The sequence below is a fragment of the Kluyvera chengduensis genome (genome assembly GCF_044197065.1).
Classification (GTDB): Bacteria; Pseudomonadota; Gammaproteobacteria; order Enterobacterales; family Enterobacteriaceae; genus Kluyvera; species Kluyvera ascorbata_C.
Genome location: NZ_JBIQOI010000002.1, coordinates 1093632 through 1117796, shown reverse-complemented (window position 1 = coordinate 1117796; position 24165 = coordinate 1093632). Strand labels below are relative to the sequence as shown.

The window sequence follows — 24165 nt, the reverse complement described above, 5'->3', positions numbered from 1 at the left end:
GGCAATGCTGACTCTAACGCCTGATAACCACCAGCAGCCCACACACCACCAGCCCCGTCCCCAGTAACTGCTCCACCGACAGCGGCTCATCCAACAGCCACCAGCTAAACAGAATGGTCAGAATCGGGCCGATTAACCCAATCAGCACCGCCTTCGCCGCGCCGATGCGGTGAATGGCCGACGACAGCCAGAATATCGGCATCACCGTGGAAAAGACCGCCATCCCTGCACTATAGGCATACACCTGCCACGGCAGATTGAGCGCGGCAACAGGACGAGTGGTAAAAAAGTGCACCAGCGTTGCCGCAATCGACACCAGCAGCGCCAGCATTGAAAACGGGATCGCCCCCATGCGCCCGATAGCCACCTCCGCCCCGGCGTTGTAAATGGCGTAGGTAATAGCGCAGCCAAATACCAGCGAGCCGCCTATTAGCACCGAATGGCTATCGGCGGTAAGGCCAAGGTCGTGCACAAAGGCAATCAGAATGCCGCCGTAGGAAAGGAGCATCGCCAGCAGCAGTTTCTTCTCAAAGGTTTTGCCGAGAAAAAAGACGCCAATCAGGATAGTCAGCATCGGGTAGGTAAAAAGAATCAGCCGCTCGAGCCCGGCGGTAATGTACTGCAAGCCCATAAAATCGAGCATCGCCGAGGCGTAATAGCCCGCCACCCCGAGCACCGCCAGCAGGGCGTAATCTTTACGATGCAGGGTGGTCATTTTACGCAGCACCGGCCATGCGGTAAGGCCAATCAGCGGCAGGGACATCGACATGCGCAGCATCAGCAGCGTGACCGGGTCGACCGGCGCGACCTCATACGCCAGCTTGACGAATATTGCCTTAAACGAAAAGCCGAACGCCGCGAGTATCGCCAGCGAAAACCCGGCAACCCGGGAAGTGAGATGCAACTTCATCCTACGCGTTCCTGAAGCTCGCTGATTTTTTCCCACATCAGTACCGGGTTGGAGTACATCGGGAAGTGCCCGCAGTGGGGAATTTCAGCAAGCGTTACGCCACGACGTTCGATATCCGCCAGGTAGCTCAACGTGTTGTTCTGCTCACCGTACATAAACATTTTTGGGCACGGCAGATTTAAAAACTTCGCCATCAGATCGCCGTGGTCGGAATAGTCCACCATCGAGGTAAAAATGGGCCTGACCGCGGCTGCCCGCACTTTATGCTTGAGGCTGGCGGCATACAGCGCGCTGGCCCACGCCGGAGATTGATGAGTACGGGCGATAAAATCCGCGAAGAACTGCTCATCGTCGCCGTGCGGATAATCAATGGCCTGGCGGCTCAGGAAGCAATCTTCCGGGGCGATATTACCCTCGATGTCGACAAAGCTGAGCACCCGCTCGGGATGGGCGTGCGCCAGCATCAGCGCGGTCAGCCCGCCCATGGAGTGGCCGACGAGGTGAAAACGCTGGAAGCCCATCTGGTCAATCATCGCGAGCGCCGTCTCGACTAAAAACGGAATCGAAATTTTCTGCATGTCTGGGCATTTCGTCTCCCCGCAACCGGGGGCGTCGTAGGCGAGAAACGGTCGCCCGTCGAACGCGGCGTGGCGCACGATATCGGCATAGTCTTCTTTGGTTGAACCGAAGCCGTGGAGAAACACAATCGGTTCGCGGTGGCCGGAACGGTGAATAGCGGCCACCTGCATCGGCGTCGCTTGTACCGTTAACGCAAGGTGCGCACGGTGAAATTCGTGGGGCATGGTCACTCTTCTTATGCATTCGTGGGGCGGCTATCGTCGCTTTGATTCTCTGATATGTAAAATCGTATTAAAGTAATGCTCTGATATATTTTTAATATCGTTTGGCGTGAGTCGTGACTGGAGCCGTGCAGAGATGATCAATTTTCGTATTATTCGCCATATGTGGCTGTTCCTCGCGGTGGCGGAGGAGAAACATTTTGGCCGCGCGGCGAAGCGGCTTGGTATGACCCAGCCGCCCCTGACCCAGCAGATTCAGGTGCTGGAGCAGTCGCTGAAGGTGCAGCTGTTTGACCGTTCAAAGCGCAACGTGCAGCTCACCCCCGTGGGGCTCGCCATCCTGCCGGCGGTTAAACGCTTTGCCGAGCAGGTTGAACGGCTGGAGCTGGCGGTGAACGAAGCGGTGGCCGGGCATACCGGTATGCTAACCATTGGCGCCATCAGCACCGCGATGCTCGACGTGCTGCCGCCGCTGATTGATAAGATGAAAGCGCGCTACCCGGATATCGTGATCTCCATTAAAGAGATCGACAGCGCCGAAGCGGTGCTGGCGCTGCAAAACGGCGAGATCGATCTGGCGTTTGCGCGCCTCACCGGGGAAATGGGCGAGGGGATTACGCTGCTGCCGCTGTCCAGCGCCGAACTGGTGGTGGCGCTACCCCGTCAGCATCGTCTGGCCGCCGAGCCACGGATTGCGCTGCGTGATTTGATTCAGGAAGAGTGGGTGATGTTCTCCCGTCATCTGAGCCCGGTCTATTTCGACAGCATTACCGCCGCCTGTCGCAGCGAAGGCTTTTCGCCGCGGATTATTCACCACGTCCGTTCGGTCTCTTCGCAGATTGCTTTCGTTGGCTGTGGGCAGGGGATTGCGCTGGTGCCAGATTCGCTGGAGCGTCTGTCACCGGCTAACGTGGTGACGGTGCCGCTCGACCAGACCATTGAGGTGATCACTACGGCGGTGGCCTGGTCAGCCAGCCGGAAAAATCCGCTGGCTGACAAGTTTATCGCCCTGATTCAGACGTCTGAGGTGGGGGTGATTACTGCCCGATAACGCCCGCGAGGGCGCGAATATCATTACCGGTCGGCGACTGATGTATTCTCAGACCAAACTCTTCGACCACGGCGAAAATATGGTCGAAAATATCCGCCTGAATACTCTCATATTCCGCCCAGATAACGGTGTTGGTAAAGGCATATATCTCAATTGGCAGACCGTTATTATCCGGTGCAAGCTGGCGAACCATCAGCGTCATATCCTTGCGAATTTTCGGATGGTTACGAAGATATTCGTTGAGATAAGCGCGGAAGGTGCCGATATTGGTCATTTTACGCAGGTTAAGCACCGAATCATCGCTACCGTATTCCTGATTCCACAGGCTAATTTCCTGATAACGAGAGTCCATATACGGTTTTAACAGTCGCGCCTGAATTAAGCGCTGCTGCTCTTTTTCATCAAGGAAATGGACGCTGGTGGTATCAATGTTCAGGCTGCGCTTAATTCGACGCCCGCCGGAAGCCGACATGCCGCTCCAGTTTTTAAAAGAATCAGAGACCAGCGACCAGGTGGGAATCGTGGTAATGGTGTTATCCCAGTTACGTACTTTGACGGTGGTTAAACCGATATCCGTTACCGCACCATCGGCACCGTATTTTGGCATTTCCAGCCAGTCACCGAGCTTCAGCATATCGTTTGCAGAGAGCTGAATACCGGCCACCAGACCGAGAATTGGGTCTTTAAACACCAGCATCAGCACCGCGGCCATGGCCCCCAGACCGCTTATCAGAATGGCCGGTGACTGCCCCAGCAGCAGGGAGATCATCAGGATGCCAATCAGGATCGCGCTCACCAGCTTCACGCCCTGGAATATGCCTTTAAGCGGAAGCTGAGAAGAGAAGGAGAGTTTCTGCGACAGATTGAAAATAACGTCCAGCAGTGAGAAGAACGACAGCAGGGCATATAGCATCACCCACAGCTGCGCTACCGTGGTTAATATTTCCGCAGCTTCACTGCCTTTTTGCAGCCACAGCACGGCCTGCACGTTAACAATAATCCCTTGCAGCGTAAATGCCAGCCGGTGAAACAGCTTATTCTGCGTGATGATTTGCAGCCATAAATGGCTGCTGGCCTGCGCGCGTTTTTCGAAAGTGCGTAGCACCAGACGGTGTAAAATCAGATGAACAATGATGGCAGTGAGAAAAATAATACCAAAGATGATCACGAGCGAATTGGTATGGTTTATTTCAATGCCCATCTCTTCTATCTGGGAAATGAGTTCCTGCATAACGTCTCCTATATAACCAGTCTTTAATAATGACCAGGCTGGCTATAATATGCAAACGTGTATACAGGAACTTAATAATCAGGAAGTTGCCATCGCCGGGCTACGGTTCAAATGATGGCGAAGGCCAATCGCAATCACCGCCAGCAGCAGCATCATCGCGGCCTCCACACCGAGAAAACCGATCATCGCCTGCGGATAGCTACCGTGGTGGTTGCGCATCAGCATCAGCAACAGTGAACCAAACACCGCCGGGCCAAGCCCCAGTGTGGCCTGCTGCAAGGTACTCAGCAGCGCGCTGCCCGCGCCCGCATCGTTAGCGGTGATATCGCGCATTCCCACCCGATAGAAGCAGTTCACAATCAGCGCCTGGCCGAAGCCAATCAACGCCGTGGCGGGCACCAGCGTCAGCGCGGTGGCGGCCTGACCGTAGTGGTGGAAGGTCTCCATCAGCAGCAGCAGGCCGCTAATTTGCACCACCAGACCGGCGACCAGAATGCGTCCCATGCTGTGGCGCGCAATCAGCTTCGGCGCGTACATCGCCGACAGGAAGTAGGCCACGCCAAGGGCGATAAAGCTGTTGCCCGACTGCCACGGCGCCATACCGAGGCCGGACTGCATGGTCAGCGCCATGCAGAACATAAACCCGGACCAGGCGCTGAAGAACAGCAGCGCAATCACCATGCCGAAGCGAATGCTGGCAAGCTGCAACAGACGCGGCGGCAGCAGCGGGTGCTCGCCGCGCTGCTCTTTACGCAGTGCGGTGGCACGCATCCAGAACAGCAGCGGAATAATCGCCAGCAGCATCAGGCGCATCGACCATGGCCAGTGCAGCTCCGGCCCCAGCGCCATCGGGAACAGCAGGCAGCAGAGAATAAGCCCAAGGCTAAAGGTGCCCTGCCAGTCGATGGTGGCATGCTCGTCGCGGCGGGTTTCCGGCACGTAGCGGCGGCTGAACGCCAGCACCAGCAGGCCAATCGGCACGTTGATAAAGAAGGCGTTACGCCAGCCCATTCCGGCGATATCCGCCGACACCAGCCAGCCGCCGAACATCTGTCCGACGATAAACGAAATGCCGCCAATGCCGCCGTAAAGGCTAATGGCTCGGGCGTGCGCCGTCCCTTTCAGCGTGACGTGCAGGGTGGCGAGGATCTGCGGCACGATAAGCGCCGCGCCTGCGCCCTGAAGCGTACGAGCGGCGAGGAGGGCAGTAATCGAGTTAGCGACCCCACACAGCAGCGAAGCGAGGCTAAAAATCGCCACGCCCCACATAAACAGGCGGCGGCGACCGTAGTTGTCGCCAAGCTTGCTGCCCATCGCCAGACAGACGGCAAACGCCACGCCGTACAGCGCCACAATGAGCTCAAGCTGGGTGGGGCTGGCGTGCAGCGACTCGGTGATGGAATCGAGGGCGACGTTGGTTATCGAGGTATCGATTTGGGGCAACATCAGGCCGGTCAGCAGCAGGAAAAGCCCCGCGCGGCCGGGTGAAACAGCAGACGTTTTCATGGTGACTCCATTGCGTCATTCAGCGATTGGACGTAGCATCGCTGATTAAATAAACGGGTACCAGTTCCTGGTTATACTGGTACTGGAACTACTATGCTGGAGATACCATGAGCCTCATCAGCGACAGTGAAATGGACGTATTGCAGACACGGCAGATGGATAGCCGTAAGCAGCTGGGTGCATTTCTTCGGGCGCGACGGGAAAGTCTCGACCCGCAGCGGTTGGGGTTACCGCGCAGCGGGCGGCGGCGCACGCCGGGCCTTCGCCGCGAAGAGGTGGCGATGCTGGCGGACGTTGGCGTGACCTGGTATACCTGGCTTGAGCAGGGGCGCGAGGTTAATCCGTCGGTGGCGGTAATGCAAGCGGTCGCCGAAGCGCTCCAGTGCAGCGAACTGGAGACGCGCCATCTGTTTGTGCTGGCGGGGTTAACGCCGCTGGAATCCTTAAATGTGCCCCAATGCGAGGGGATCAGCCCCGGCACGCGCCGTATGCTGGACAGTCTGCTGCCTCAGCCGGCCAGCATTCAAAAGCCAAACTTCGATATCGTGGCGTGGAATGACGCGTTTTGTCGGCTGATGGGCGTTGATTTTTCCCTCATCCCCGAAGATGAACGAAATTGTATCTACCTGTATCTGACCCACCCCGGCTGGCGTAGTCGCCTGGCCAACCCTGACGTGCTGGGCAATTTTGTCTCCTATTTTCGCGCCGCAATGGCCGAACACCGGGGGGAACCGGCGTGGGAGAATAAGCTCGCCCGCTTCTTTGCCGCTTCTGCCGAATTTGAAGCGCTCTGGCATCAGCGCTATGAAGTGCGCGGCGTTGAAAACCAGATCAAAACCTTCCGCCATCCCGAGTTCGGCGAATTCCAGCTCCAGCAGATGTACTGGTACTCCGCGCCGCCGGGAAGGCACAGACGCTAAATCAAATCTCGGTAATCACCGTTTCTTCCGGCAGGCGAGATTTTGGCAGCGCTTTGTTGAAGTCTTCCACGCTGTGATGCCCAACCGGCACCACCACCAGGCTGGTGAAGCCTTTCTCTTTCAGACCAAACTCGGCATCCAGAATTTCTGCATCAAAACCTTCGATTGGCACGGCGTCGAGGCCCAATGCGCCCATCGCCAGCAGGAAATTGCCCACGTTCAGGTAGGTCTGGTTAGCAGCCCACTGGGCGTCGTCATGGCGTTCTTTACGGTGCAGGTCGGCGAAGAAGGTGCGGCCTTTATGGTTAGCAGCTTTGGCTTCTGGGGTGGCGAAACGGCCATCTGCGTCTTCCTGATCCACCACTTTTTCCAGCCAGGCATCGTCGATCGCGGTTTTCGCGCAGAACACCACCACGTGGGAAGCATCCAGCATTTTGCGTTCATTGAACACGTAGCCGCCCGCGGCGGATTTCGCCACGCGCGCTTTGCCTTCGTCGGTGCTGGCAACGATAAAGTGCCACGGCTGGGAGTTGGTGCTGGACGGGCTAAAGCGCAGCAGGGTTTTCAGAGCAGCAGCCTGCTCAGCAGTCAGCTTTTTGCTGGCGTCAAAGGCCTTGGTGGAATAGCGCGCTTTAGCAACGGAAACGATATCCATAAACACTCCTGAATGATTAAAGGCACCGCGAATCGGTGCGTTGAATCCAGGAAGGTTACCGCGCCATGTCACAAATGAGAAGGGTGGAAAATGCGATAACACTTATCGCATTTAGCAGAAAATCAGACGGGGCGAACGCGCTGTTGTACCCGTTTTGGCAGCTTATTGACCACCAGATTCCACGAGTCTTCAATCAGGCTGTTGAGCAGGCTCACGGTGATTTCATCGCCCGGATAGACCGAAATCCAGTGCTTTTTGTTCATGTGGTAGCCGGGCTTAATATGCGGGTAGATGGCCTGGTGCAGCAGCGATTGCTCCGGGTCAACCTTCAGGTTGATGATAGGCTCGCCGCGCAGGTAAGCCTTGAGCATAAACATTTTGCCTTCCACGGTGAAAACATCGTACTCCGGCCCGAAAGGCCAGTAGATGTCGGAGAAGGGCAGGGTCAGCGCAAACTCGTGCGCCCGTTCATGCAGCGTTTTACCGTCCATTAGTCACCTTCGGCCAGGGCCAGCCACATCGCTTCGAAGCCTAACGCTTTGAGCTTATCGGCGCGCTGCGGTTCGCGGCTGGCAAATTCAATGGTGGTTTCCGCCAGCGACAGGAACAGCGCGTCACCAAAGGCGCGAAAATCATCGGACATAAACACCGGGCGCACCGAACGCTGGCAGAGCTTTTGCAGCTCCGGGAACATCGCTCTGACCTGGGTGATGGTCTCTTCGGTGATTTTTTCGCTTACCGCCATGCGGCGTAGCGCGTGGTGACCGGTCGGGTTACGTACGCCCCAGTCGATATAGCTGTTCCAGATGCTATGGGTGAACTCTTTAGGTGATTCGGTATCGACCAGCCCGTCTTTCATCGCTTCGCACAGGCCGGTTTTCAGATGCAGATAAAGCGCATTAAGCAGGTCGTCTTTGGTGGCGAAATAGCGAAACAGCGTGCCCTCTGCAACCCCCGCACTGCGCGCAATCAGCGCAGTCGATGCGGCAATGCCGGATTGGGCAATGGCGCTGGTGGCAGCTTCCAGTAACGCTTGCTTTTTATCTTCACTCTTCGGACGAGCCACTACACTTTACCTCTCTGACTGTAAAAAACGTGATTGAAACATGCCGACCCCGGGGACTTCAACGTCGATTGTCAAATTTTGAAAATTGCTTGACGATTTTTTCCTCGCCTTTCTATAATGAGTGCCTACTCACTCATAATCAACCTTTTTAGTGTGGCTTCCTGGATGAAGCCGGTTCAGGGTCAGGATATGAAACCTTTTATCATCAGTGTGGTTGCCATCATGCTTATTGCCAGTGCCGCAAGTTTACCCTTCGTCCTGAACGCCGGTTTTGGTCAGGCGCCGCAAGGGGTTGAGAAAAGTCAGATTGAACGTTCGCCGAATTACCGTGACGGCGCGTTCCAGAACGCCTTGCCAACGCCTGGTTTTACCGGTGACAAAAACATGGTGATGGCGTGGTGGGAGTTTTTAACCGCAAAACGTGAAAATGCTCGCCCAAACCAGCCGCTGCCGATGGTCCCGACCGATCTCGCCAGCCTGCCGCTGGGGCAGGACACCATGATTTGGCTCGGCCACTCCTCATGGTATTTGCAGCTCTCGGGTAAACGCATTCTGATTGACCCGGTATTCAGCAGCTATGCCGCGCCGTTCTCTTTTCTCAACAAAGCGTTTCCCGGTAACTACCCGTGGCACGCCGAGAACATGCCGGAGATAGACCTGCTGATTATCTCGCACGATCATTACGATCACCTGGATTACGCCACCATCAAGGGGCTGATGCCGAAGATCAAACGCGCCGTGGTGCCGCTGGGCGTGGGTTCCCACCTGCGTTACTGGGGCATGAAAGATGAGGTGATTACCGAGGCCGACTGGCAGGAGAGCGTCACCATTAGCGACGCGCTGAGCGTGCACGTGCTGCCTGCGCGTCACTTCTCCGGCCGAGGGCTGAAGCGCAACCAGACGCTGTGGGCGAGCTTTATGTTCGTGACGCCGACGCAGAATATTTATTACAGCGGCGATACCGGCTACGGCCCGCACTTTAAAGCGATTGGCGAGCAGTTTGGCCGCGTTGATGTCGCCATTCTGGAAGACGGTCAGTACGACCAGGACTGGCGTTACATCCACATGATGCCGGAACAAACGGCGCAGGCGGCGGTGGATCTCAACGCCCAGCGCGTGCTGCCAGGACATGCCGGGCGCTTCGTGCTGGCAAAGCATACCTGGGACGACCCGTACAAACGTCTGGTGCAGGCCAGCAAAGACAAAGCGTATCGGCTGTTAACGCCGATGCAGGGCGAGCCGGTATGGCTTGCTGACTCAACACAAACATTCCGGGCCTGGTGGGAATAACCACCGGCTGAAGATAAACGAGGGGGAGGGGTGTATGACCGAATTAGCCACTCAGGTTGTCGACACACTGGTCGAATGGATTGACGATAATCTGCATCAGCCACTGCGCATTGATGAAATTGCCCGTCGGGCAGGGTACTCGAAATGGCATTTACAGCGCATTTTCCTGCAACACAAAGGGGAGAGTTTGGGTCGTTACATTCGCCACCGGAAGCTTCATCTGGCGGCGGATGAGCTGTGTACGACCGATCAAAAGGTTTATGACATCTGTCTGAAGTATGGGTTTGATTCCCAGCAAACCTTTACCCGCATTTTCACTCGCACGTTCCATCAGTCGCCGGGTGCCTACCGCAAAGAGAATCATCGTCCACAGACGCATTGATTCAGCCCCGGGGTCGGCGTAAACGCCTCGCCCGGGCTACCCAATAATCTCATGCCCCGTAGCCCGGCCGAGCGTAGCGACGCCGGGAAACCGCCGCAATTAATCCGCCAGCGAAAACCAGCGCCGCCACACGTAGCGAATCACCAGATACTCAATCGTCCCCAGCGCCAGAAACCACACGCAAAACAGCACGGTGTAAAACTGACTCAGATCCATAAAATGGAAGGTCTCAACCATCTTCTGCGCCAGCGTCAGCCCGAGCGACGGTGCAGGCATCAGCAGGCAGGAGAGAAACGCCAGCAATAAAATACCGGCGGCGGTCATCAGGGATTCGAGCGGATGCTTCATATCATGTTAATCTTTAGTTAAAGATATTATTGTCCGGTAATTTTTAATGGAACGCAATGTTTCTAATTAAACAAACCTTTTATAGAGTAATTAAAATAAATAACCAGACCTACGATAATAATCGCATGTCGAGAAGTGAAATAATGTTCTGGTTTAAATTAAATATAGCTTTCGTAAATTAATGTCATGCCCCTGATAATATTTTTACAAAAGTATAAGTACTATATCCAACCAGCGTAGCAATCACGATAGCCAGCGCTATGTACAGCGCCAGACGGCGTCCTCTGTAGATTCCAAACATAATGACCTCGTTTAGATGGGGTTTAGGAACATTCTGTAATATTAATATTAGTAAATCAACTTAATGTCATTTTGAAATTTAAAAAGCAAAAAATATTTTGGCAAAATAAATAATTTTTTGCTCGTCGATATTATTCAATGACGTCGCCTTGGCCAGAAAGTGAATTCAGGCTTTCCGTTAGCAGGAATTTAAAAGGAAACCTATCATGTCGAAAATGATGAACAATAAAAATGTCCCGCACGCGGGCTATGGGCCACATGAGCACGCCTACCAGCAGACCACCGAGCAGGTGCTGTCGCAGCTGAATAGCCAGCCTGACGGCCTGAGCATGGACGATGCGACTGAGCGTCTGAACACCTATGGCCCCAACGCGCTGCCGGAGAAAAAAGGCAAGCCTGCGTGGCTGCGCTTCCTTGCACACTTTAACGACGTACTGATTTATGTCCTGCTGGCCGCAGCGGCGCTGACCGCTGTGATGGGCCACTGGGTCGATACCTTTGTCATTCTTGGCGTGACGGTGATTAACGCCCTGATTGGTCACATTCAGGAGAGCAACGCGGAAAAATCGCTGAAAAGCATTCGCAATATGCTTTCCAGCGACGCGCGCGCCATCCGCGGCGGCAGCCATAAGACGGTGGCAACCACCGAGCTGGTACCCGGCGATATCGTGGTACTGCGCGCGGGTGACCGTATTCCGGCGGACATGCGCCTGATTGAAGCGCACAACCTGCGTGTGGAAGAGGCGATTCTGACCGGCGAATCTACCGTGGTCGACAAGCACACCGATGCGTTGCACGGCGAACTGCCGCTCGGCGACCGTACCAACATGGTGTTCTCCGGCACCACCGTCAGCGCCGGTGGCGGCGTGGGCGTAGTGGTAGCGACCGGGCAGGAGACTGAGCTGGGTCACATCAACCAGATGATGGCCGGTATTGAAAAGCACCGCACGCCGCTGCTGGTGCAGATGGACAAGCTCGGCAAAGCGATTTTCGCCATTATCCTGGCGATGATGGGCGCGCTGTTTGTCTTCAGCATGGCGCTGCGCGACATTCCGTTGGGCGAGCTGCTGCTGTCGCTGATTAGCCTCGCGGTGGCAGCGGTTCCTGAGGGGCTGCCAGCCATTATCTCGATTATTCTGTCGCTGGGCGTACAGGCGATGGCGCGTAAGCGGGCGATTATCCGCAAGCTGCCAACCGTTGAAACCCTGGGCGCGATGACCGTGGTCTGCTCGGATAAAACCGGCACCCTGACCATGAATGAAATGACCGTGAAGGCGATTATCACCGCCGACAGCTGCTACCGCGTGGACGGCAACAGCTACGAGCCGCACGGCAGCATCTACCTGGAAGGCAGCAACGAGCCGGTCAACGTACAGCCGAACACCGTGCTGGAGACCTATCTGCGCACCATCGACCTGTGCAACGACAGCCAGTTGATTCAGGATGCGCAGGGCCACTGGGGCATTACCGGCGGTCCAACCGAGGGCGCGCTGAAGGTGCTGGCGGCCAAAGCCAACCTTGAGCCGCTGCGTACCCAATTGATTGCTAAGATCCCGTTCGACTCGCAGTACAAGTACATGTCCACCCACTTCCAGCTTGCTGATGAAGAAGTGGTGATGGTCACCGGTGCGCCGGACGTGCTCTTCGCCCTGTGCCAGCAGCAGCAGACTACACGCGGCATCGCCCCGTTCGAGCGCAGCTACTGGGAAGCGGAAATGGCGCGCTTTGCCAGCCAGGGTCTGCGCATGGTCGCCGCTGCCATCAAGCCGGCCGCGCCGGGGGCGAAAACCCTCGACCACAGCGACCTGCAGGACGGCCTTATCTTCCTCGGCATTGCCGGGATGATGGACCCGCCGCGTCCGGAAGCGGTTGATGCGATCCACACCTGCCAGAATGCCGGCATCCGCGTGAAAATGATCACCGGCGATCACCCGCAGACCGCCATGAGCATTGGCCAGATGCTGGGGATCCGCAACAGCAGCGAAGCAATGACCGGCTATCAGCTGGAGCACATGGATGACGCTGAGCTGGCAAAAGCGGCGCAGGAGTACGACATCTTCGCGCGTACCAGCCCGGAGCATAAGCTGCGCTTGGTGAAAGCGTTGCAGGAGAACGGTGAAATCGTCGGCATGACCGGCGACGGGGTGAACGATGCGCCCGCGCTGCGTCAGGCAGACGTCGGTATCGCGATGGGCATCAAAGGCACCGAGGTGACCAAAGAGGCCGCCGACATGGTACTGACCGACGACAACTTTGCGACCATCGCCAGTTCGGTAAAAGAGGGGCGTCGCGTTTACGACAACCTGAAGAAGACGATTCTGTTCATCATGCCGACCAACCTGGCGCAGGGGCTGCTGATTATCATCGCCCTGCTGGCGGGCAACATCATCCCGCTCACCCCGGTGTTGATTCTGTGGATGAACATGGCGACCTCTGCCACGCTCTCCTTCGGTCTGGCGTTTGAAGCCGCCGAGCGTAACGTGATGAACCGTCCGCCGCGTAAAACCGGCCAGCACGTGATGGATGCCTTTGCCGTCTGGCGCGTCGCCTTTGTCGGCTCGATGATTGCCATTGCCGCCTTTATCCTTGAGGCCTGGCTGGCACCGCGCGGCCACAGCGCCGAGTTCGTACGCACCGTGCTGTTACAGATGCTGGTGACCGCGCAGTGGGTTTACATGATTAACTGCCGCAGCAGCGACCGCTTCTCCCTGAATAGCGGTCTGCTGAAGAACAAAGGCATCTGGCTGGTGACCGGCGTGCTGCTTCTGCTCCAGATGGCGATTATCTACCTGCCGCTGATGCAGACGCTGTTCGGCACTGAAGCGCTGCCGCTGCGCTACTGGGGTATCACGCTGGTGATTGGCGTGGCGATGTTCCTGGTGGTTGAAGTGGAAAAACGCCTGACCCGCCGATTCCGTAAAACCACATCGTAATTGATAAGCCCCTCTCCAGCCGGAGAGGGGCCTTGCCCTGCAAGGATTTCCCCATGAAAAAAACCTTTCGCCTCGCCCTGTTGGCCTGTGGTCTGGCCGCCTGCGCACCGGCTTTCGCGTCGGTACCGGTTCGTGTCATCACCGTCGAGCAGGCACCGCACGCCGCCGAACGCCAGGTGCCGGGTCGCGTAGAGGCTATTCACGCCGTTGAGATCCGCGCTCGTACCGAAGGCGCTATCGTAAAGCGCCATTTCCACGATGGACAGGAGGTCAACAAAGGTGACCTCCTGTTTACCCTTGATGACGCTCAACCGCGCGCGGCGTTAGCGTTGGCGCAGGCGGAGCTGAAAAGTGCGCAGGCCTCGCTGCGTCAGGCACAGCAGTTGCTCTCGCGCTATCAGAGCCTGAAAACCAGCCAGGCCATCAGCCGCAATGATGTTGATAATGCGCAGATGCAGCGCGACGTAGCGGCGGCGGCCGTCGAGCAAGCCAAAGCTCGCATTGCCGTACAGCAAATTACCCTCGACTATACCCGCATTACCGCGCCGGTTAGCGGACGTATGGGCCATAGCGCGTTTCACGTCGGGACGCTGGTTAACCCGGCCAGCGGCGTGCTGGCAGACGTGGTGCAGTTAGATCCGATCCGCGTGAGCTTTGCGCTGGATGAGTCGGCGTTCTACACCAAAGCCGGGCAGCATGCGGATATCCGTGCGCTGAAGGCGGCGTGGCGGGCGCAAATTACCCTCGACGGCCAGCGCGAAGAGGGCGTGCTGACCTCGGTCGACAACCGAATTGATGCGCGCACCGCCAGCGTGACGATGCGCGCGGAGTTCGCTAACCCTCAGCACCGTTTACTGCCGGGCGGTAACGTGTCGGTCACGCTGCGTCCGCAGGTGGCGACCGAGCGGGTGATGATCCCGGCGGCGGCGGTCCAGCAGGACGCGCAGGGCTACTTTAGCTGGGTGTTGACGCCAGAGAATAAGGCCGGGCAGCGCCGTCTAACGCTGGACGGCCAGCAGGGACAAACCTTTGCTGTCGCGCAGGGGTTAACCGCGGGTGAACGTGTCGTCACGGAGGGCGCGCAACGCCTGACCGACGGTGCCGCCGTCACGCTGCTGAATTAAGGAGAGAGTATGCTGACCTTCTTTATTCGTCGCCCGCGTTTCGCGATGGTGATTGCGCTGCTGATGACCTTTGTTGGCGCGGTGGCGCTGAAGCTCATTCCGGTGGAGCAGTATCCGCAAATCACCCCGCCGGTGGTTAACGTCAGCGCCAGCTGGCCGGGCGCCAGCGCGCAGGATGTCGCCGAAGCCATCGCCGCGCCGCTGGAAACGCAGCTGAACGGCGTTGACCATATGCTTTATATGGAGTCGACCAGCTCAGACGACGGCGGCTACAGCCTGAACTTAACCTTCGCCGCCGGCACCGACCCGGACATGGCGGCGATTGATGTACAGAACCGCGTCTCTCAGGCCGTCGCACAGCTACCCACCGAAGCGCAGCAGAACGGCGTGCAGGTGCGTAAACGTGCCAGCAACCTGCTTATGGGGGTTAGCCTCTACTCGCCAAAAGGCTCGCTCTCTGCTTTACAGATAAGCAACTACGCCAGCACCCAGGTGCGTGAAGCGCTGGCGCGTCTGCCGGGCGTTGGCCTGGTGCAGATGTTCGGCGCGCGCGACTACAGCATGCGTATCTGGCTACGTCCTGACCGCATGAACGCGATGAATATCACCAGTGACGATATCGCCCAGGCGCTCAACGAACAGCACGTGCAGGGGGCATCCGGGCAAATCGGTACGCCGCCGGTGTTTAACGGTCAGCAGCAGACGCTGACCATTAACGGCCTGGGTCGCCTGACCGATGCCGATGAGTTCAGCCGCATCGTGGTGCGCAGCGGCGAGCAGGGCCAACTGGTGCGGCTGTCGGACGTGGCGACCATTGAGCTTGGCGCGCGCAGCTACAGCTCCAGCGCTCAGCTTAACGGCGTGGAGTCGGCGTATATGGGGATTTACCCCACGCCAACCGCTAACGCCTTACAGGTAGCCAACGAGGTGCGCAGCGAACTGACGCGCCTGCAAAGCCGCTTCCCGGCGGATTTGATGTGGGAAGTGAAGTTCGATACCACTCGTTTCGTGGCGGCGACGATCAAAGAGATTGGCACTTCGCTGGCGCTGACGCTGCTGGCGGTGGTGGCGGTTGTCTCCCTGTTCCTGCAAAGCCTGCGCGCCACGCTGATTGTGGCGCTGGCGATCCCGGTATCGCTGGTGGGCACGTTCGCGGTGCTTTATCTGCTCGGCTACAGCGCCAACACGCTTAGCCTGTTCGCCATTATTCTGGCGCTGACCATGGTGGTGGATGACGCCATCGTGGTGGTGGAAAGCGTCGAAGGGCATATGGCGGAAGGGATGAACCGCCTGGAGGCCACCGGGCTGGCGCTGCGCCAGATTGCCGGGCCGGTCATTGCCACCACCCTGGTGCTGCTGGCGGTGTTTGTGCCGGTGGCGATGCTGCCGGGCATTGTCGGCGAGCTGTATCGCCAGTTTGCGGTCACGCTCTCCACGGCGGTCACGCTCTCCAGCATTGTGGCGCTGACGCTGACTCCCGCGCTGTGCGCGCTGCTGCTGCGCCCGCGCTTGAAGCAGCCCGCCCGTTTCTTCCAGTGGTTTAATCTCGGGCTGAACGCCACCCGCGACGGCTACGGCAGGCTGGTGGCGTGGATGAACCGTCGTCCCCTGGTGGCGGTAGCCGCGACGACGGTCGCCGCGCTGCTGGTGGCATTTAGCTTCACCAGCATGCCGAAAGGCTTCCTGCCGCAGGAAGATCAGGGCTACCTGTTTGCCAATATTCAGCTGCCGGAGTCCGCGTCGCTGGAGCGTACCGAAGCGGTGATGGCGCAGGCGCGCGAGTTGTTGGGCGCACATCCGGCGGTCGAGGATGTGATTCAGGTGTCCGGCTTCAGCATTCTGAGCGGCACCAGTGCCTCTAATGGCGGCTTTATCTCGCTGATGCTCAAAGACTGGTCGCAGCGTGCGCCGCTGGAAACGGTGATGGGCGAGCTTCAGCGCCAACTGATGGCGATGCCGGAAGCCAACATTATGCTGTTTGCGCCCCCGACGCTGCCGGGGCTTGGCAGCGCCGCAGGGTTCGATCTGCGCATTCTGGCGCAGGCCGGGCAAACGCCTGCTGAGCTGGAGCAGGTGACGCGCACCATTCTGATGAAGGCCAACCAGCACCCGCAGTTGAGCCGCGTGTTCACCACCTGGAGCAGCAACGTTCCGCAGTTGACCTTAACCGTCGACCGCGACCAGGCCGCCCGGCTGGACGTGCCGGTTTCGCGCATCTTTAACAGCCTGCAAACGGCCTTTGGCGGCGCGCGCGCTGGCGACTTCAGCATCAACAACCGCGTTTACCACGTGGTGATGCAAAACGAGATGCAGTGGCGCGAGCGCGCCGAGCAAATCAGCGAACTGTTCGTGCGCAGCAACCAGGGTGAGCGGGTGCGCCTGAGCAACCTGGTGACGGTGACCCCCACCGTCGGCGCGCCGTTTATCCAGCAGTTCAACCAGTTCCCGTCGGTATCGATCAGCGGTTCGGCAGCGGAAGGAGTCAGCAGCCGTACGGCGATGACCGAGATGGAAAACCTGCTGAAGGCCAATCTGCCTGAAGGCTACGACTACGCCTGGAGCGGGCTCTCCTGGCAGGAGCAGCAGACCGGCAACCAGGCGGTGTGGATTGTGCTGGCGGCGGTGGCGATGGCGTGGCTGTTCCTCGTGGCGCAATATGAAAGCTGGACGCTACCGGCGAGCGTCATGCTATCCGTGCTCTTCGCCATCGGCGGTGCGCTGCTGTGGCTGTGGACGGCGGGTTACGCTAACGACGTGTACGTGCAGATTGGCCTGGTGCTACTCATCGCGCTGGCGGCAAAAAACGCGATACTAATCGTCGAGTTTGCCCGCGAGCGCAGGCAGTCCGGGCTCTCTATCGTCGATGCCGCGCGTGAGGGGGCGACGCGCCGCTTCCGTGCGGTGATGATGACCGCGGTGTCGTTTATTATCGGCATCATGCCGATGATGTTCTCCACCGGAGCCGGGGCGCAGAGCCGACGGATCATCGGCACCACGGTGTTCAGCGGCATGCTGGTGGCGACGGTGATTGGCATCCTGTTTATCCCGTCGCTCTACGTGCTGTTCCAGCGCCTGCGCGAGTGGGCGCACCGCAAGGCGGGCTAACCCATCTGCGCCAGTTGGCTTCGTAATACGTCTACCCCCGGCGCAATGGCGTCGGGGTTAATGGCGTGAAAGCCCATACGGAAGAAATTGTCCGGCGGCGTGGCGTCGAGAAAATGCCGTGCGCCGGGCTCAATCAACACCCCGGTATGGGCGGCGCGCCAGGTCAGTTGCTGAGTACTGATGCTGGCGGGCGTGCGCAGCCAGAACGCGTTGGCGTGTTCGCTGCCGGGCAGAGGCTGACATTCCGGCAGCAGGGTCGACAGCGCAGTATGCAATCTGTCCCAGCGCCGTGCGGAATCATCCCGGTAGCGCCGCAGGTGCGTTTCGTAATGGCCCTGGGCAAGAAAATGCGCCATCTGGTACTGAATGTTGGTCGGCGGATGGCGGTAAACCAGCCGACGCAAGGCACGGGCTTCATCAATCAGGTCCGGGTCGGCGACCATAAATCCTAAACGCAGCCCCGGCGACAGCGCCTTCGACAGGCTGCTGACGTAAATCACCCGTCCGCTGCGGTCGCTGGCCTTCAGCGCGGGCAGCGGGTTGCTCTGGAAGTTACTTTCCGAATCGTAATCGTCTTCGATAATCACCGCGTCATGCTGCGCGGCGTGTGCCAGCAGCTGGCTGCGTCTGGCCTTGCTCATGGTGACGCCGGTCGGCACCTGATGGCCTGGCGTCACGTAGTAGTAGTCGCACGGCGCGTCGCTGAGCACGATCCCTTCTTCATCCACCGGGTGCGGCACAATGTTGCAGTCGCTGAGCAAAAAGGTATTAATCGCCTCGCGAAAACCGGGGTTTTCTACGCCCACTCGCGTCTGGCGCGACATCAGCAGGCGGGTGAGCAGGTAGAGCGCATTCTGTGAACCGAGGGTAATCAGAATTTCATCCGGCGCGGCGACGATGCCGCGCTTGGGCAGCACGCGGGTGCGGATTTGCTCAATCAGCATCGGGACGTCCTGGTCGATATGGTCGACAACCCACGCCGGGTCGCGCATGCCGCCGTGCAGCCAGTTTGCTGCCGACCGCCAGCTTGCTAACGGAAACTGGCGGGTATCGGGCTGGCCGTAGATAAACGGATAGCGGTAGTTCATCCAGCCGGCGGGCTTGAGTATCGACTCCTGCTGGCTAGGCGTGATATTGAGCCGTTTGCCCCACGATGGTGCAGAATCGCCGCTGGCGGGTGCAGGGGCGGCGGCAGAAAGGCGCGGCGCGTGGTAGTCCGGATGCAGGTAATACCCGCTGCGCGGGCGGCTCACCAGATAGCCTTCGTTGACCAGGCTTTCAAACACCAGCGCGGTGGTGTTGCGTGACACCTGAAGCTGCTGCGCCAGTTGCCGACACGACGGCAGCGGCGAATCGACGGCGAAAATGCCGCCGAGAATGGCGTTGACCAGCGATTCACGAACCTGCTCCTGCAACCCGCGCTGGTGGTCAAAATCCACGTGCAATAAGTGCCGAATCATACGCTGCTCCTTCCAGTATTCGCTTTCCCTGAGTGCAGCAATTTCTGTACCAGCCTGAAATCGTCTGACACAAGCGCGCGCGAAAACTGGCTCTATTCAGAATGCAAAAAGTCTCCCTACAGTAAAAACGTCGTCAGCCATCGTTAAAAAATGCGTCTGTCGGCACACATCTTGCAACGGTTCCAGCGCGTCTGGAATAAACGTGTTCGGCATAGTTGAGTAGGGGTCAAACGATGAAAAAAACGATGGGTTCGTATTATCTGGCCGCCGTGATGGCGATGACCTTTTCATTACAGGTCGCCGCCGCTGATTTGCCAGAAATTGAAAAGTCCGGGACCTTAAAAGTGGCCACCGAGGATGACTACGCGCCGTTTAACTTTATGAATAACGGCAATGCCGATGGGTTTAACAAAGATATGCTGGCGGCGCTACGCGAATACGCCAAATTCAACGTCACGCAAAGTATTCTGCCGTGGACTGGACTATTAGCGGCGGTCTCCACCGGGCAGTACGATATGGCATTAACCGGTGCCGTGGTTACCGATGAACGCCTCAACGTGTTTAATTTCACACCGCCTTGGGCCTCGGCGCAGCACTATTTCGTGAAGCGTGCAGGCGATAATTCATTAAATACCATTGCCGATCTCAGCGGTAAAAAAGTCGGCCTCCAGGCGGGCAGCGCATTATTAGCCCGCTTGCCGGAACTGAAAGCGATGATTGAAAAAACCGGCGGTAAGCTTGGTCCGGTCGTGGAATACCCGTCCTACCCGGAAGCCTACGCGGATTTAGCCAATAAACGTCTCGACTATGTGATTAACGTAGTGATTTCCGTCAACGACCTGGTAAAAGCCAAGCCGAAAGTGTTCGCCAAGGGGCTGCCGGTCTCCGGCCCGGGCTATATGGCTTGGCCAATTCCGAAAAACTCGCCGGAGCTGCTGGCGTACATGACCAAATTTATCAACCACATGCGTGAAACCGGCAAGCTCGCTGAGCTGCAGAAAAAATGGTTTGGCGAAACCTATGACGACCTGCCAACCGAACCTATCACCAGCGCCGCGCAGTTCCACAAACTCGCCGGCCAGTAAAGCGTAGCCCGGCCGAGCACACGCGACGCCGGGAGCAGTACCCCCATTAACCTCAGGAGGGCACCATGGACGCAATAGCATGGCAGTTACTGATTGAAGGCGCATGGACGACCCTCTGGATTTCGGCCATCGCCATCGCCTTTGGGGTGGTGATAGGGCTGATTATCGCCTTTGTGCGCATGATGAAAATCCCGGTCATCGACCAGATTCTGGTTATCTATATCAGCCTTGCCCGCGCCACGCCGCTGGTGACGCTGGTGCTGTTTCTCTTTTTATCGCTGCCGACGGTAGGCATTAACCTCGACAAAACGGTGGCGGCTATCGTCGCGCTGACCCTCAACACCTCAGCGTTTAACGCCGAAATCTGGCGTAACGCCTTTCGCACCTTCCCGCGTGAACAGCGCGAAGCGGCGGAGTCGGTGGGAATGCGCCGCTGGCCCTATTTCCGCTACATCATGCTGCCGCAAATGTGGCTGGAGAGCCTGCCTGCGCTGGTGAACGAAATGTCCTTCCTGATTAAGGGCAGCCCGGCGATTGCGGTCATTGGCGTGGTGGATCTCACCCGCGTCACTAACCGTATCGCCTCCGTCACCTATGAACCGCTGTCACCGATTCTGGCCGCCGGCCTGCTGTACGTGGTGATTATTGGTCTACTGCTCAAGCTTCAGAGCCTGGCGGAACGCAAAGCAAAACGACTGGCGCGATAAGCCTCGGGAGGACACATGAACCAATGGGCCATTATTTGGGCCGAGCACGACAATTTTATTGCCGGGCTGCTGGCGACGCTTGAGCTGTTTATTATTGCCGCCGTCTGTGGGTTATTGATTGGCACGCTGCTGTGCTATTTCACCGAATACCAGAAACGGGTGCTGAATAACGTTATTGTCGGGTTTGTGAATCTGATGCGGGCGATTCCGTTTTTGATTCTGGCCTATTTGCTCTATTACGGGTTACCGGAACTGGGGATTAGCCTGGATGCCTGGACGGCGGGGCTGGTGGCGTTAATTATCTACCACGGTGCTTATTTCTTTGAGATTCTCCGCAGCCAGCGGCGAGTATTCTCTAACGGCTATATTGAAGCCGCCGTGGTGCAGGGTTTCTCTCGCTACACCATTTTTCGCCGCATCGTTCTGCCGAATATTTTCTCCTCCGCGCTGCCGCTTCTGGGTAATCAGCTGATTATCTGTCTGAAGGACACCGCGTTTCTCAGCATTATTACCGTGCAGGAAATTACCGCCGCCGCGAACAGCGTGCAGGCAACTTATTTTATTCCGTTTAACGCCTTTATTGTCGCCATTGCGCTGTATTGGGCTATCAGCATCGTGCTTGAACTGCTGGTGAAACGGTTGAGTGTTTATAGCGCCAAAAGAGGAATGAGCCATGTCTGATACCACGGCGGTAAGCGTTAAAAATGTCTCCAAGCAGTTTGATAACGTTGAGGTGCTGCGCGATATCAACCTGACGGTGGAGAAGGGGACGGTGGTGAGCATTCTCGGCTCGTCCGGTTCGGGAAAATCGACGCTGTTACGCTGCATGAACTGGCTGGAGCAGCCCGACCGCGGAGAAATCCGCATCGGCGGGCAGCGTATTGGCGTTGATGACCACTCCGGGAAAAGCATGTCGCACCGCGAGCTGTCGAAGATCCGCGAGCGGGTGGGGATGGTATTCCAGAGCTTCAACCTGTGGCCGCACCTGACGGTGCTGCAAAACGTGATGGAAGCGCTGCTGCATGTAAGAGGCATGAAGCGCGACGAAGCGCGGCAGATTGCCCAGCAGCAACTGGAGAAGGTGGGAATGGAGCATAAAGCGGACGCCTACCCGATAACCCTCTCCGGTGGGCAAAAGCAGCGGGTGGCGATTGCCCGTTCGCTGGCGATGTCGCCGGAGGTGCTGCTGTTTGACGAACCCACTTCAGCGCTCGACCCGGAACGTGTGAACGAGGTGCTGAGCGTGATGAAATCGCTGGCGGCGGAGGGTTATACCATGGTGGTGGTGACGCACGAGATGGAGTTTGCCCGCCAGGTGTCGAACGAAGTGGTGTTCCTGGAGAAGGGGATTTTGATTGAGAAAGCACCGCCGGAGATTTTCTTTACGGCGCCGAAGTCGGAGCGGGTGAGGCAGTTTTTGCAAAGTAGCCGGTAATGAAAATTAGCCGATATTGACGGTAGTGTTGCCGACATCTGCGACGCCATCGAGTACCGGAATATGTGGCTCGTGCCCGGTTTGTCAATCTGCGACTTGTTCCGGATCGCTTCTCCGGCAAGCTGGTCAGCGTGTTGCGGTTCAGACCTCAGTAGTGGTACGTGATGAACAGGTGCGGCGCTGTCCCGCTATGCAGTTTGTTGGTGATCTTGCGCCTGTACATCTCGCTGATCTGACCGTTCAGATCAGCGCCGCAGCAGCCCCCGGTGGTCGCAGTGGTACAGGTGGATTTTTCTCTGCTGTATATATTTCGGCTCCATCTGGTTTTTATCTGCTCCGGCGTTAATCGGCACTGCGCAAGCCACTGCTGATTTGCGGCGCTGATGTCGCCTTGCCGCAGTTCAGCTTCCAGCCCGTTCAGCATCGTTACCAGTTCCGGTACAAACGTCATTCCGGCGTCCTGCTGGAGCTTCTCCGCGCACCGTGGCTCCTGTTCCTGCCCACCCAGCAATACCATCAGCTTCGGCGCATTTCGACTTTGACCAGCAGTGTGAAGATGATTGTTATCTTTCATTCCGTAGTAAAAATTGACGATTGACCGTTCGTTGACTTCCTGTAATTTCTAAAGAAAAAGATGATGCGCCAAAATTAATACAACTATCATGACTATTTGTATAAATGCACCACAAAAAATAATCATTTGCAATAGGGGAATGTATTTTGGTTTTCGTTATATTGGTAATATAAAGCCCTGATGCATGTCCAGAGAAAAAAACTATTATTTGTCTCCCCCCAATCAATAGATAGCTTTAGGTCGGTTACTTCATGAAATTTCAATAATGCCTTGGAAATAACAAAATTTATTTCATTGCTATCAGTTTTGACCCATTCATATATATAGTCAATATCCAATGCTATATCCGAAGAAAGTTCTCCGGGCTCAGAATAAAAAACAATGCCATGAATTAAGTTATCATGAAAATCATCTTCGTTTAAATTATTTCTCATAAATATCCTCGTTATTTTTATTAAGGTAAACCACAACCACCAAAAACATGTGTCTGAGGATAACACTTACATGTTTTGGGGTTCTGATTATTAATGTCATAATGCCAGTGCACAGGACTGCCAGTCAAAACCATGCATCCATGAGCTCCATCGGCTAAACCTCTACCCTCATGTTTTTCAGTATATATTTCTATATTATACTTTTCTCCTGCAGGAGGAGCACATGGTGGACACTCATCCTCCTCACTATTACTAAAAGTTTTATTTAGCCATATTGATAATGCTTTCGCAGCATTATCATTCAGCACAACAAGAGCTGAATTCGTCGTTCCCGGAGTTGGCATTGGTGTTGGAGGTATTGGAATAGCAAATAACCCCAGAGGATCTGTATCTGTGACTGGATTGAGCGGATAAACATATAAGTTCCATCCCCCCATCACTCCTATCGGATCTTGCGTGATATACCGCCCCAGTCACGGGTCATAATACCGGTGGGGGTTATAATACAGCCCCGTCTCCGCATCATACTGCTGTCCCGGCATTCTTATGAACTGGCACAACCGCTGTAGATTGTCTTGCCGCACCTTACTTGCCCACGAGTCAGGTTCCGCCTGAGTGTACTGAAACTCTCTTGACCAGAGTTAAATCAATACAATCCTCTGCATAATATACAAGCCCAGCTTGTGGCGATTTCACCATTATCCCCGTTTTAAAATCGCCCCATTCATCTTTATCGAAACCTTTAGCGAACTCTTCGTTTTCAAAATTACAAACAACAACTCCGGTCATTCCTCCCCCAAGAGTAACGATATCTCCTAGGAAAACATTTCTACCATCTGGATACTTCAT

21 protein-coding genes and 3 pseudogenes are annotated in these 24165 nt (G+C 56.7%); 11 read left to right on the top strand and 13 right to left on the bottom strand.

Translation table 11 applies throughout. The features are described 5' to 3' along the window. Nucleotides 1-13: 13 nt before the first annotated feature. Together ACH1XZ_RS10885 and ACH1XZ_RS10880 are read right to left on the bottom strand one after the other, a co-directional pair. Entirely contained in the window at nt 14-910 is an 897-nt protein-coding gene (locus ACH1XZ_RS10885; protein ID WP_395595532.1) for a DMT family transporter, read from the bottom strand. Then, complete coding sequence (locus ACH1XZ_RS10880) at nt 907-1713, bottom strand: alpha/beta fold hydrolase (protein WP_395595531.1); 807 nt, start codon at nt 1711-1713, stop codon at nt 907-909. The genes ACH1XZ_RS10885 and ACH1XZ_RS10880 overlap by 4 nt, the downstream gene beginning before the upstream one ends. A 133-nt stretch (nt 1714-1846) precedes the next feature. Here ACH1XZ_RS10880 and ACH1XZ_RS10875 point away from each other — a divergent pair, with 133 nt between their 5' ends. Further along, nucleotides 1847-2761 carry a LysR family transcriptional regulator gene (locus ACH1XZ_RS10875; RefSeq protein WP_395595530.1) on the top strand — a complete coding sequence of 305 codons (915 nt, stop codon included), beginning with the start codon at nt 1847-1849 and terminating at the stop codon, nt 2759-2761. On the opposite strand, the gene ACH1XZ_RS10870 is transcribed toward ACH1XZ_RS10875, so the two are convergent. Both ACH1XZ_RS10870 and ACH1XZ_RS10865 read right to left on the bottom strand, forming a co-directional pair. Beyond that, nucleotides 2748-3992, bottom strand: coding sequence for a mechanosensitive ion channel family protein (locus tag ACH1XZ_RS10870; protein ID WP_395595529.1), 1245 nt, complete (start codon nt 3990-3992; stop codon nt 2748-2750). The genes ACH1XZ_RS10875 and ACH1XZ_RS10870 overlap by 14 nt on opposite strands. 78 nt (nt 3993-4070) lie before the next feature. After that, nucleotides 4071-5498: an MFS transporter gene (locus ACH1XZ_RS10865; RefSeq protein ID WP_395595528.1), complete on the bottom strand. Its 1428-nt coding sequence runs from the start codon at nt 5496-5498 to the stop codon at nt 4071-4073. Between the two features lie 131 nt (nt 5499-5629). Here ACH1XZ_RS10865 and ACH1XZ_RS10860 point away from each other — a divergent pair. Then, a pseudogene (locus ACH1XZ_RS10860) lies at nt 5630-6397 on the top strand (helix-turn-helix transcriptional regulator); the annotation flags it as partial. Between the two features lie 22 nt (nt 6398-6419). Here the strand turns inward: ACH1XZ_RS10860 and nfsB are convergent. The 3 genes from nfsB to ACH1XZ_RS10845 all read right to left on the bottom strand — a co-directional run bounded on the left by nfsB (nt 6420) and on the right by ACH1XZ_RS10845 (nt 8139). Beyond that, complete coding sequence (gene nfsB / locus ACH1XZ_RS10855) at nt 6420-7073, bottom strand: oxygen-insensitive NAD(P)H nitroreductase (protein ID WP_395595527.1); 654 nt, start codon at nt 7071-7073, stop codon at nt 6420-6422. A 122-nt stretch (nt 7074-7195) separates the two neighbouring features. Then, on the bottom strand, nt 7196-7564 hold the full coding sequence (locus tag ACH1XZ_RS10850) for an MmcQ/YjbR family DNA-binding protein (protein ID WP_395595526.1): 369 nt from the start codon (nt 7562-7564) through the stop codon (nt 7196-7198). Next, the gene (locus tag ACH1XZ_RS10845; RefSeq protein ID WP_395595525.1) at nt 7564-8139 is read right to left on the bottom strand and encodes a TetR/AcrR family transcriptional regulator; all 576 of its coding nucleotides are present in this window, start codon (nt 8137-8139) and stop codon (nt 7564-7566) included. The genes ACH1XZ_RS10850 and ACH1XZ_RS10845 overlap by 1 nt, the downstream gene beginning before the upstream one ends. Nucleotides 8140-8304: 165 nt before the next feature. On the opposite strand from ACH1XZ_RS10845, the gene ACH1XZ_RS10840 reads away from it, so the two are divergent. Both ACH1XZ_RS10840 and ACH1XZ_RS10835 read left to right on the top strand, forming a co-directional pair. Then, nucleotides 8305-9429 (top strand): MBL fold metallo-hydrolase, encoded by a 1125-nt coding sequence (locus ACH1XZ_RS10840; protein WP_395595524.1) that lies wholly within the window; start codon nt 8305-8307, stop codon nt 9427-9429. A gap of 34 nt (nt 9430-9463) precedes the next feature. After that, nucleotides 9464-9811 (top strand): RamA family antibiotic efflux transcriptional regulator, encoded by a 348-nt coding sequence (locus ACH1XZ_RS10835; RefSeq protein WP_395595523.1) that lies wholly within the window; start codon nt 9464-9466, stop codon nt 9809-9811. A gap of 99 nt (nt 9812-9910) precedes the next feature. Here the strand turns inward: ACH1XZ_RS10835 and ACH1XZ_RS10830 are convergent, their stop codons facing one another. After that, entirely contained in the window at nt 9911-10159 is a 249-nt protein-coding gene (locus ACH1XZ_RS10830; protein WP_395595522.1) for a DUF1158 domain-containing protein, read from the bottom strand. Nucleotides 10160-10665: 506 nt separating this feature from the next. On the opposite strand from ACH1XZ_RS10830, the gene ACH1XZ_RS10825 reads away from it, so the two are divergent. From ACH1XZ_RS10825 to ACH1XZ_RS10815, 3 genes are read left to right on the top strand one after another with little or no spacing between them, the layout of a single operon-like run. Beyond that, nucleotides 10666-13392, top strand: coding sequence for a cation-transporting P-type ATPase (locus ACH1XZ_RS10825; RefSeq protein ID WP_395595521.1), 2727 nt, complete (start codon nt 10666-10668; stop codon nt 13390-13392). 53 nt (nt 13393-13445) lie between these two features. Then, nucleotides 13446-14516 carry an efflux RND transporter periplasmic adaptor subunit gene (locus ACH1XZ_RS10820; RefSeq protein ID WP_395595520.1) on the top strand — a complete coding sequence of 357 codons (1071 nt, stop codon included), beginning with the start codon at nt 13446-13448 and terminating at the stop codon, nt 14514-14516. A gap of 9 nt (nt 14517-14525) precedes the next feature. Beyond that, nucleotides 14526-17621, top strand: coding sequence for an efflux RND transporter permease subunit (locus ACH1XZ_RS10815; RefSeq protein ID WP_395595519.1), 3096 nt, complete (start codon nt 14526-14528; stop codon nt 17619-17621). Here ACH1XZ_RS10815 and pdxR read toward each other — a convergent pair. Then, the gene (pdxR, locus tag ACH1XZ_RS10810; RefSeq protein WP_395595518.1) at nt 17618-19081 is read right to left on the bottom strand and encodes a MocR-like pyridoxine biosynthesis transcription factor PdxR; all 1464 of its coding nucleotides are present in this window, start codon (nt 19079-19081) and stop codon (nt 17618-17620) included. The genes ACH1XZ_RS10815 and pdxR overlap by 4 nt on opposite strands. A 233-nt stretch (nt 19082-19314) precedes the next feature. On the opposite strand from pdxR, the gene ACH1XZ_RS10805 reads away from it, so the two are divergent. The 4 genes from ACH1XZ_RS10805 to ACH1XZ_RS10790 all read left to right on the top strand — a co-directional run bounded on the left by ACH1XZ_RS10805 (nt 19315) and on the right by ACH1XZ_RS10790 (nt 22308). Beyond that, a complete protein-coding gene (locus ACH1XZ_RS10805) occupies nt 19315-20166 on the top strand; it encodes a transporter substrate-binding domain-containing protein (protein WP_035897617.1) in 852 nt (283 codons plus the stop codon). A 65-nt stretch (nt 20167-20231) separates the two neighbouring features. Then, complete coding sequence (locus tag ACH1XZ_RS10800) at nt 20232-20873, top strand: amino acid ABC transporter permease (RefSeq protein ID WP_035897619.1); 642 nt, start codon at nt 20232-20234, stop codon at nt 20871-20873. 15 nt (nt 20874-20888) lie between these two features. After that, a complete protein-coding gene (locus ACH1XZ_RS10795; RefSeq protein WP_123650079.1) occupies nt 20889-21554 on the top strand; it encodes an amino acid ABC transporter permease in 666 nt (221 codons plus the stop codon). Next, nucleotides 21547-22308: an amino acid ABC transporter ATP-binding protein gene (locus ACH1XZ_RS10790; protein ID WP_395595517.1), complete on the top strand. Its 762-nt coding sequence runs from the start codon at nt 21547-21549 to the stop codon at nt 22306-22308. Before ACH1XZ_RS10795 ends, ACH1XZ_RS10790 begins: the two co-directional genes overlap by 8 nt. Before the next feature lie 257 nt (nt 22309-22565). Here the strand turns inward: ACH1XZ_RS10790 and ACH1XZ_RS10785 are convergent. The 4 genes and pseudogenes from ACH1XZ_RS10785 to ACH1XZ_RS10770 form a co-directional block, all read right to left on the bottom strand. Then, a pseudogene (locus ACH1XZ_RS10785) lies at nt 22566-22786 on the bottom strand (hypothetical protein); the annotation flags it as partial. Between the two features lie 218 nt (nt 22787-23004). Beyond that, on the bottom strand, nt 23005-23316 hold the full coding sequence (locus tag ACH1XZ_RS10780) for a hypothetical protein (protein ID WP_395595516.1): 312 nt from the start codon (nt 23314-23316) through the stop codon (nt 23005-23007). Nucleotides 23317-23336: 20 nt separating this feature from the next. Beyond that, nucleotides 23337-23927, bottom strand: a pseudogene (locus tag ACH1XZ_RS10775) (RHS repeat-associated core domain-containing protein); the annotation flags it as partial. Next, nucleotides 23917-24165 (bottom strand): hypothetical protein, encoded by a 249-nt coding sequence (locus tag ACH1XZ_RS10770; protein WP_395595515.1) that lies wholly within the window; start codon nt 24163-24165, stop codon nt 23917-23919. The gene ACH1XZ_RS10770 and the pseudogene ACH1XZ_RS10775, both read right to left, overlap by 11 nt.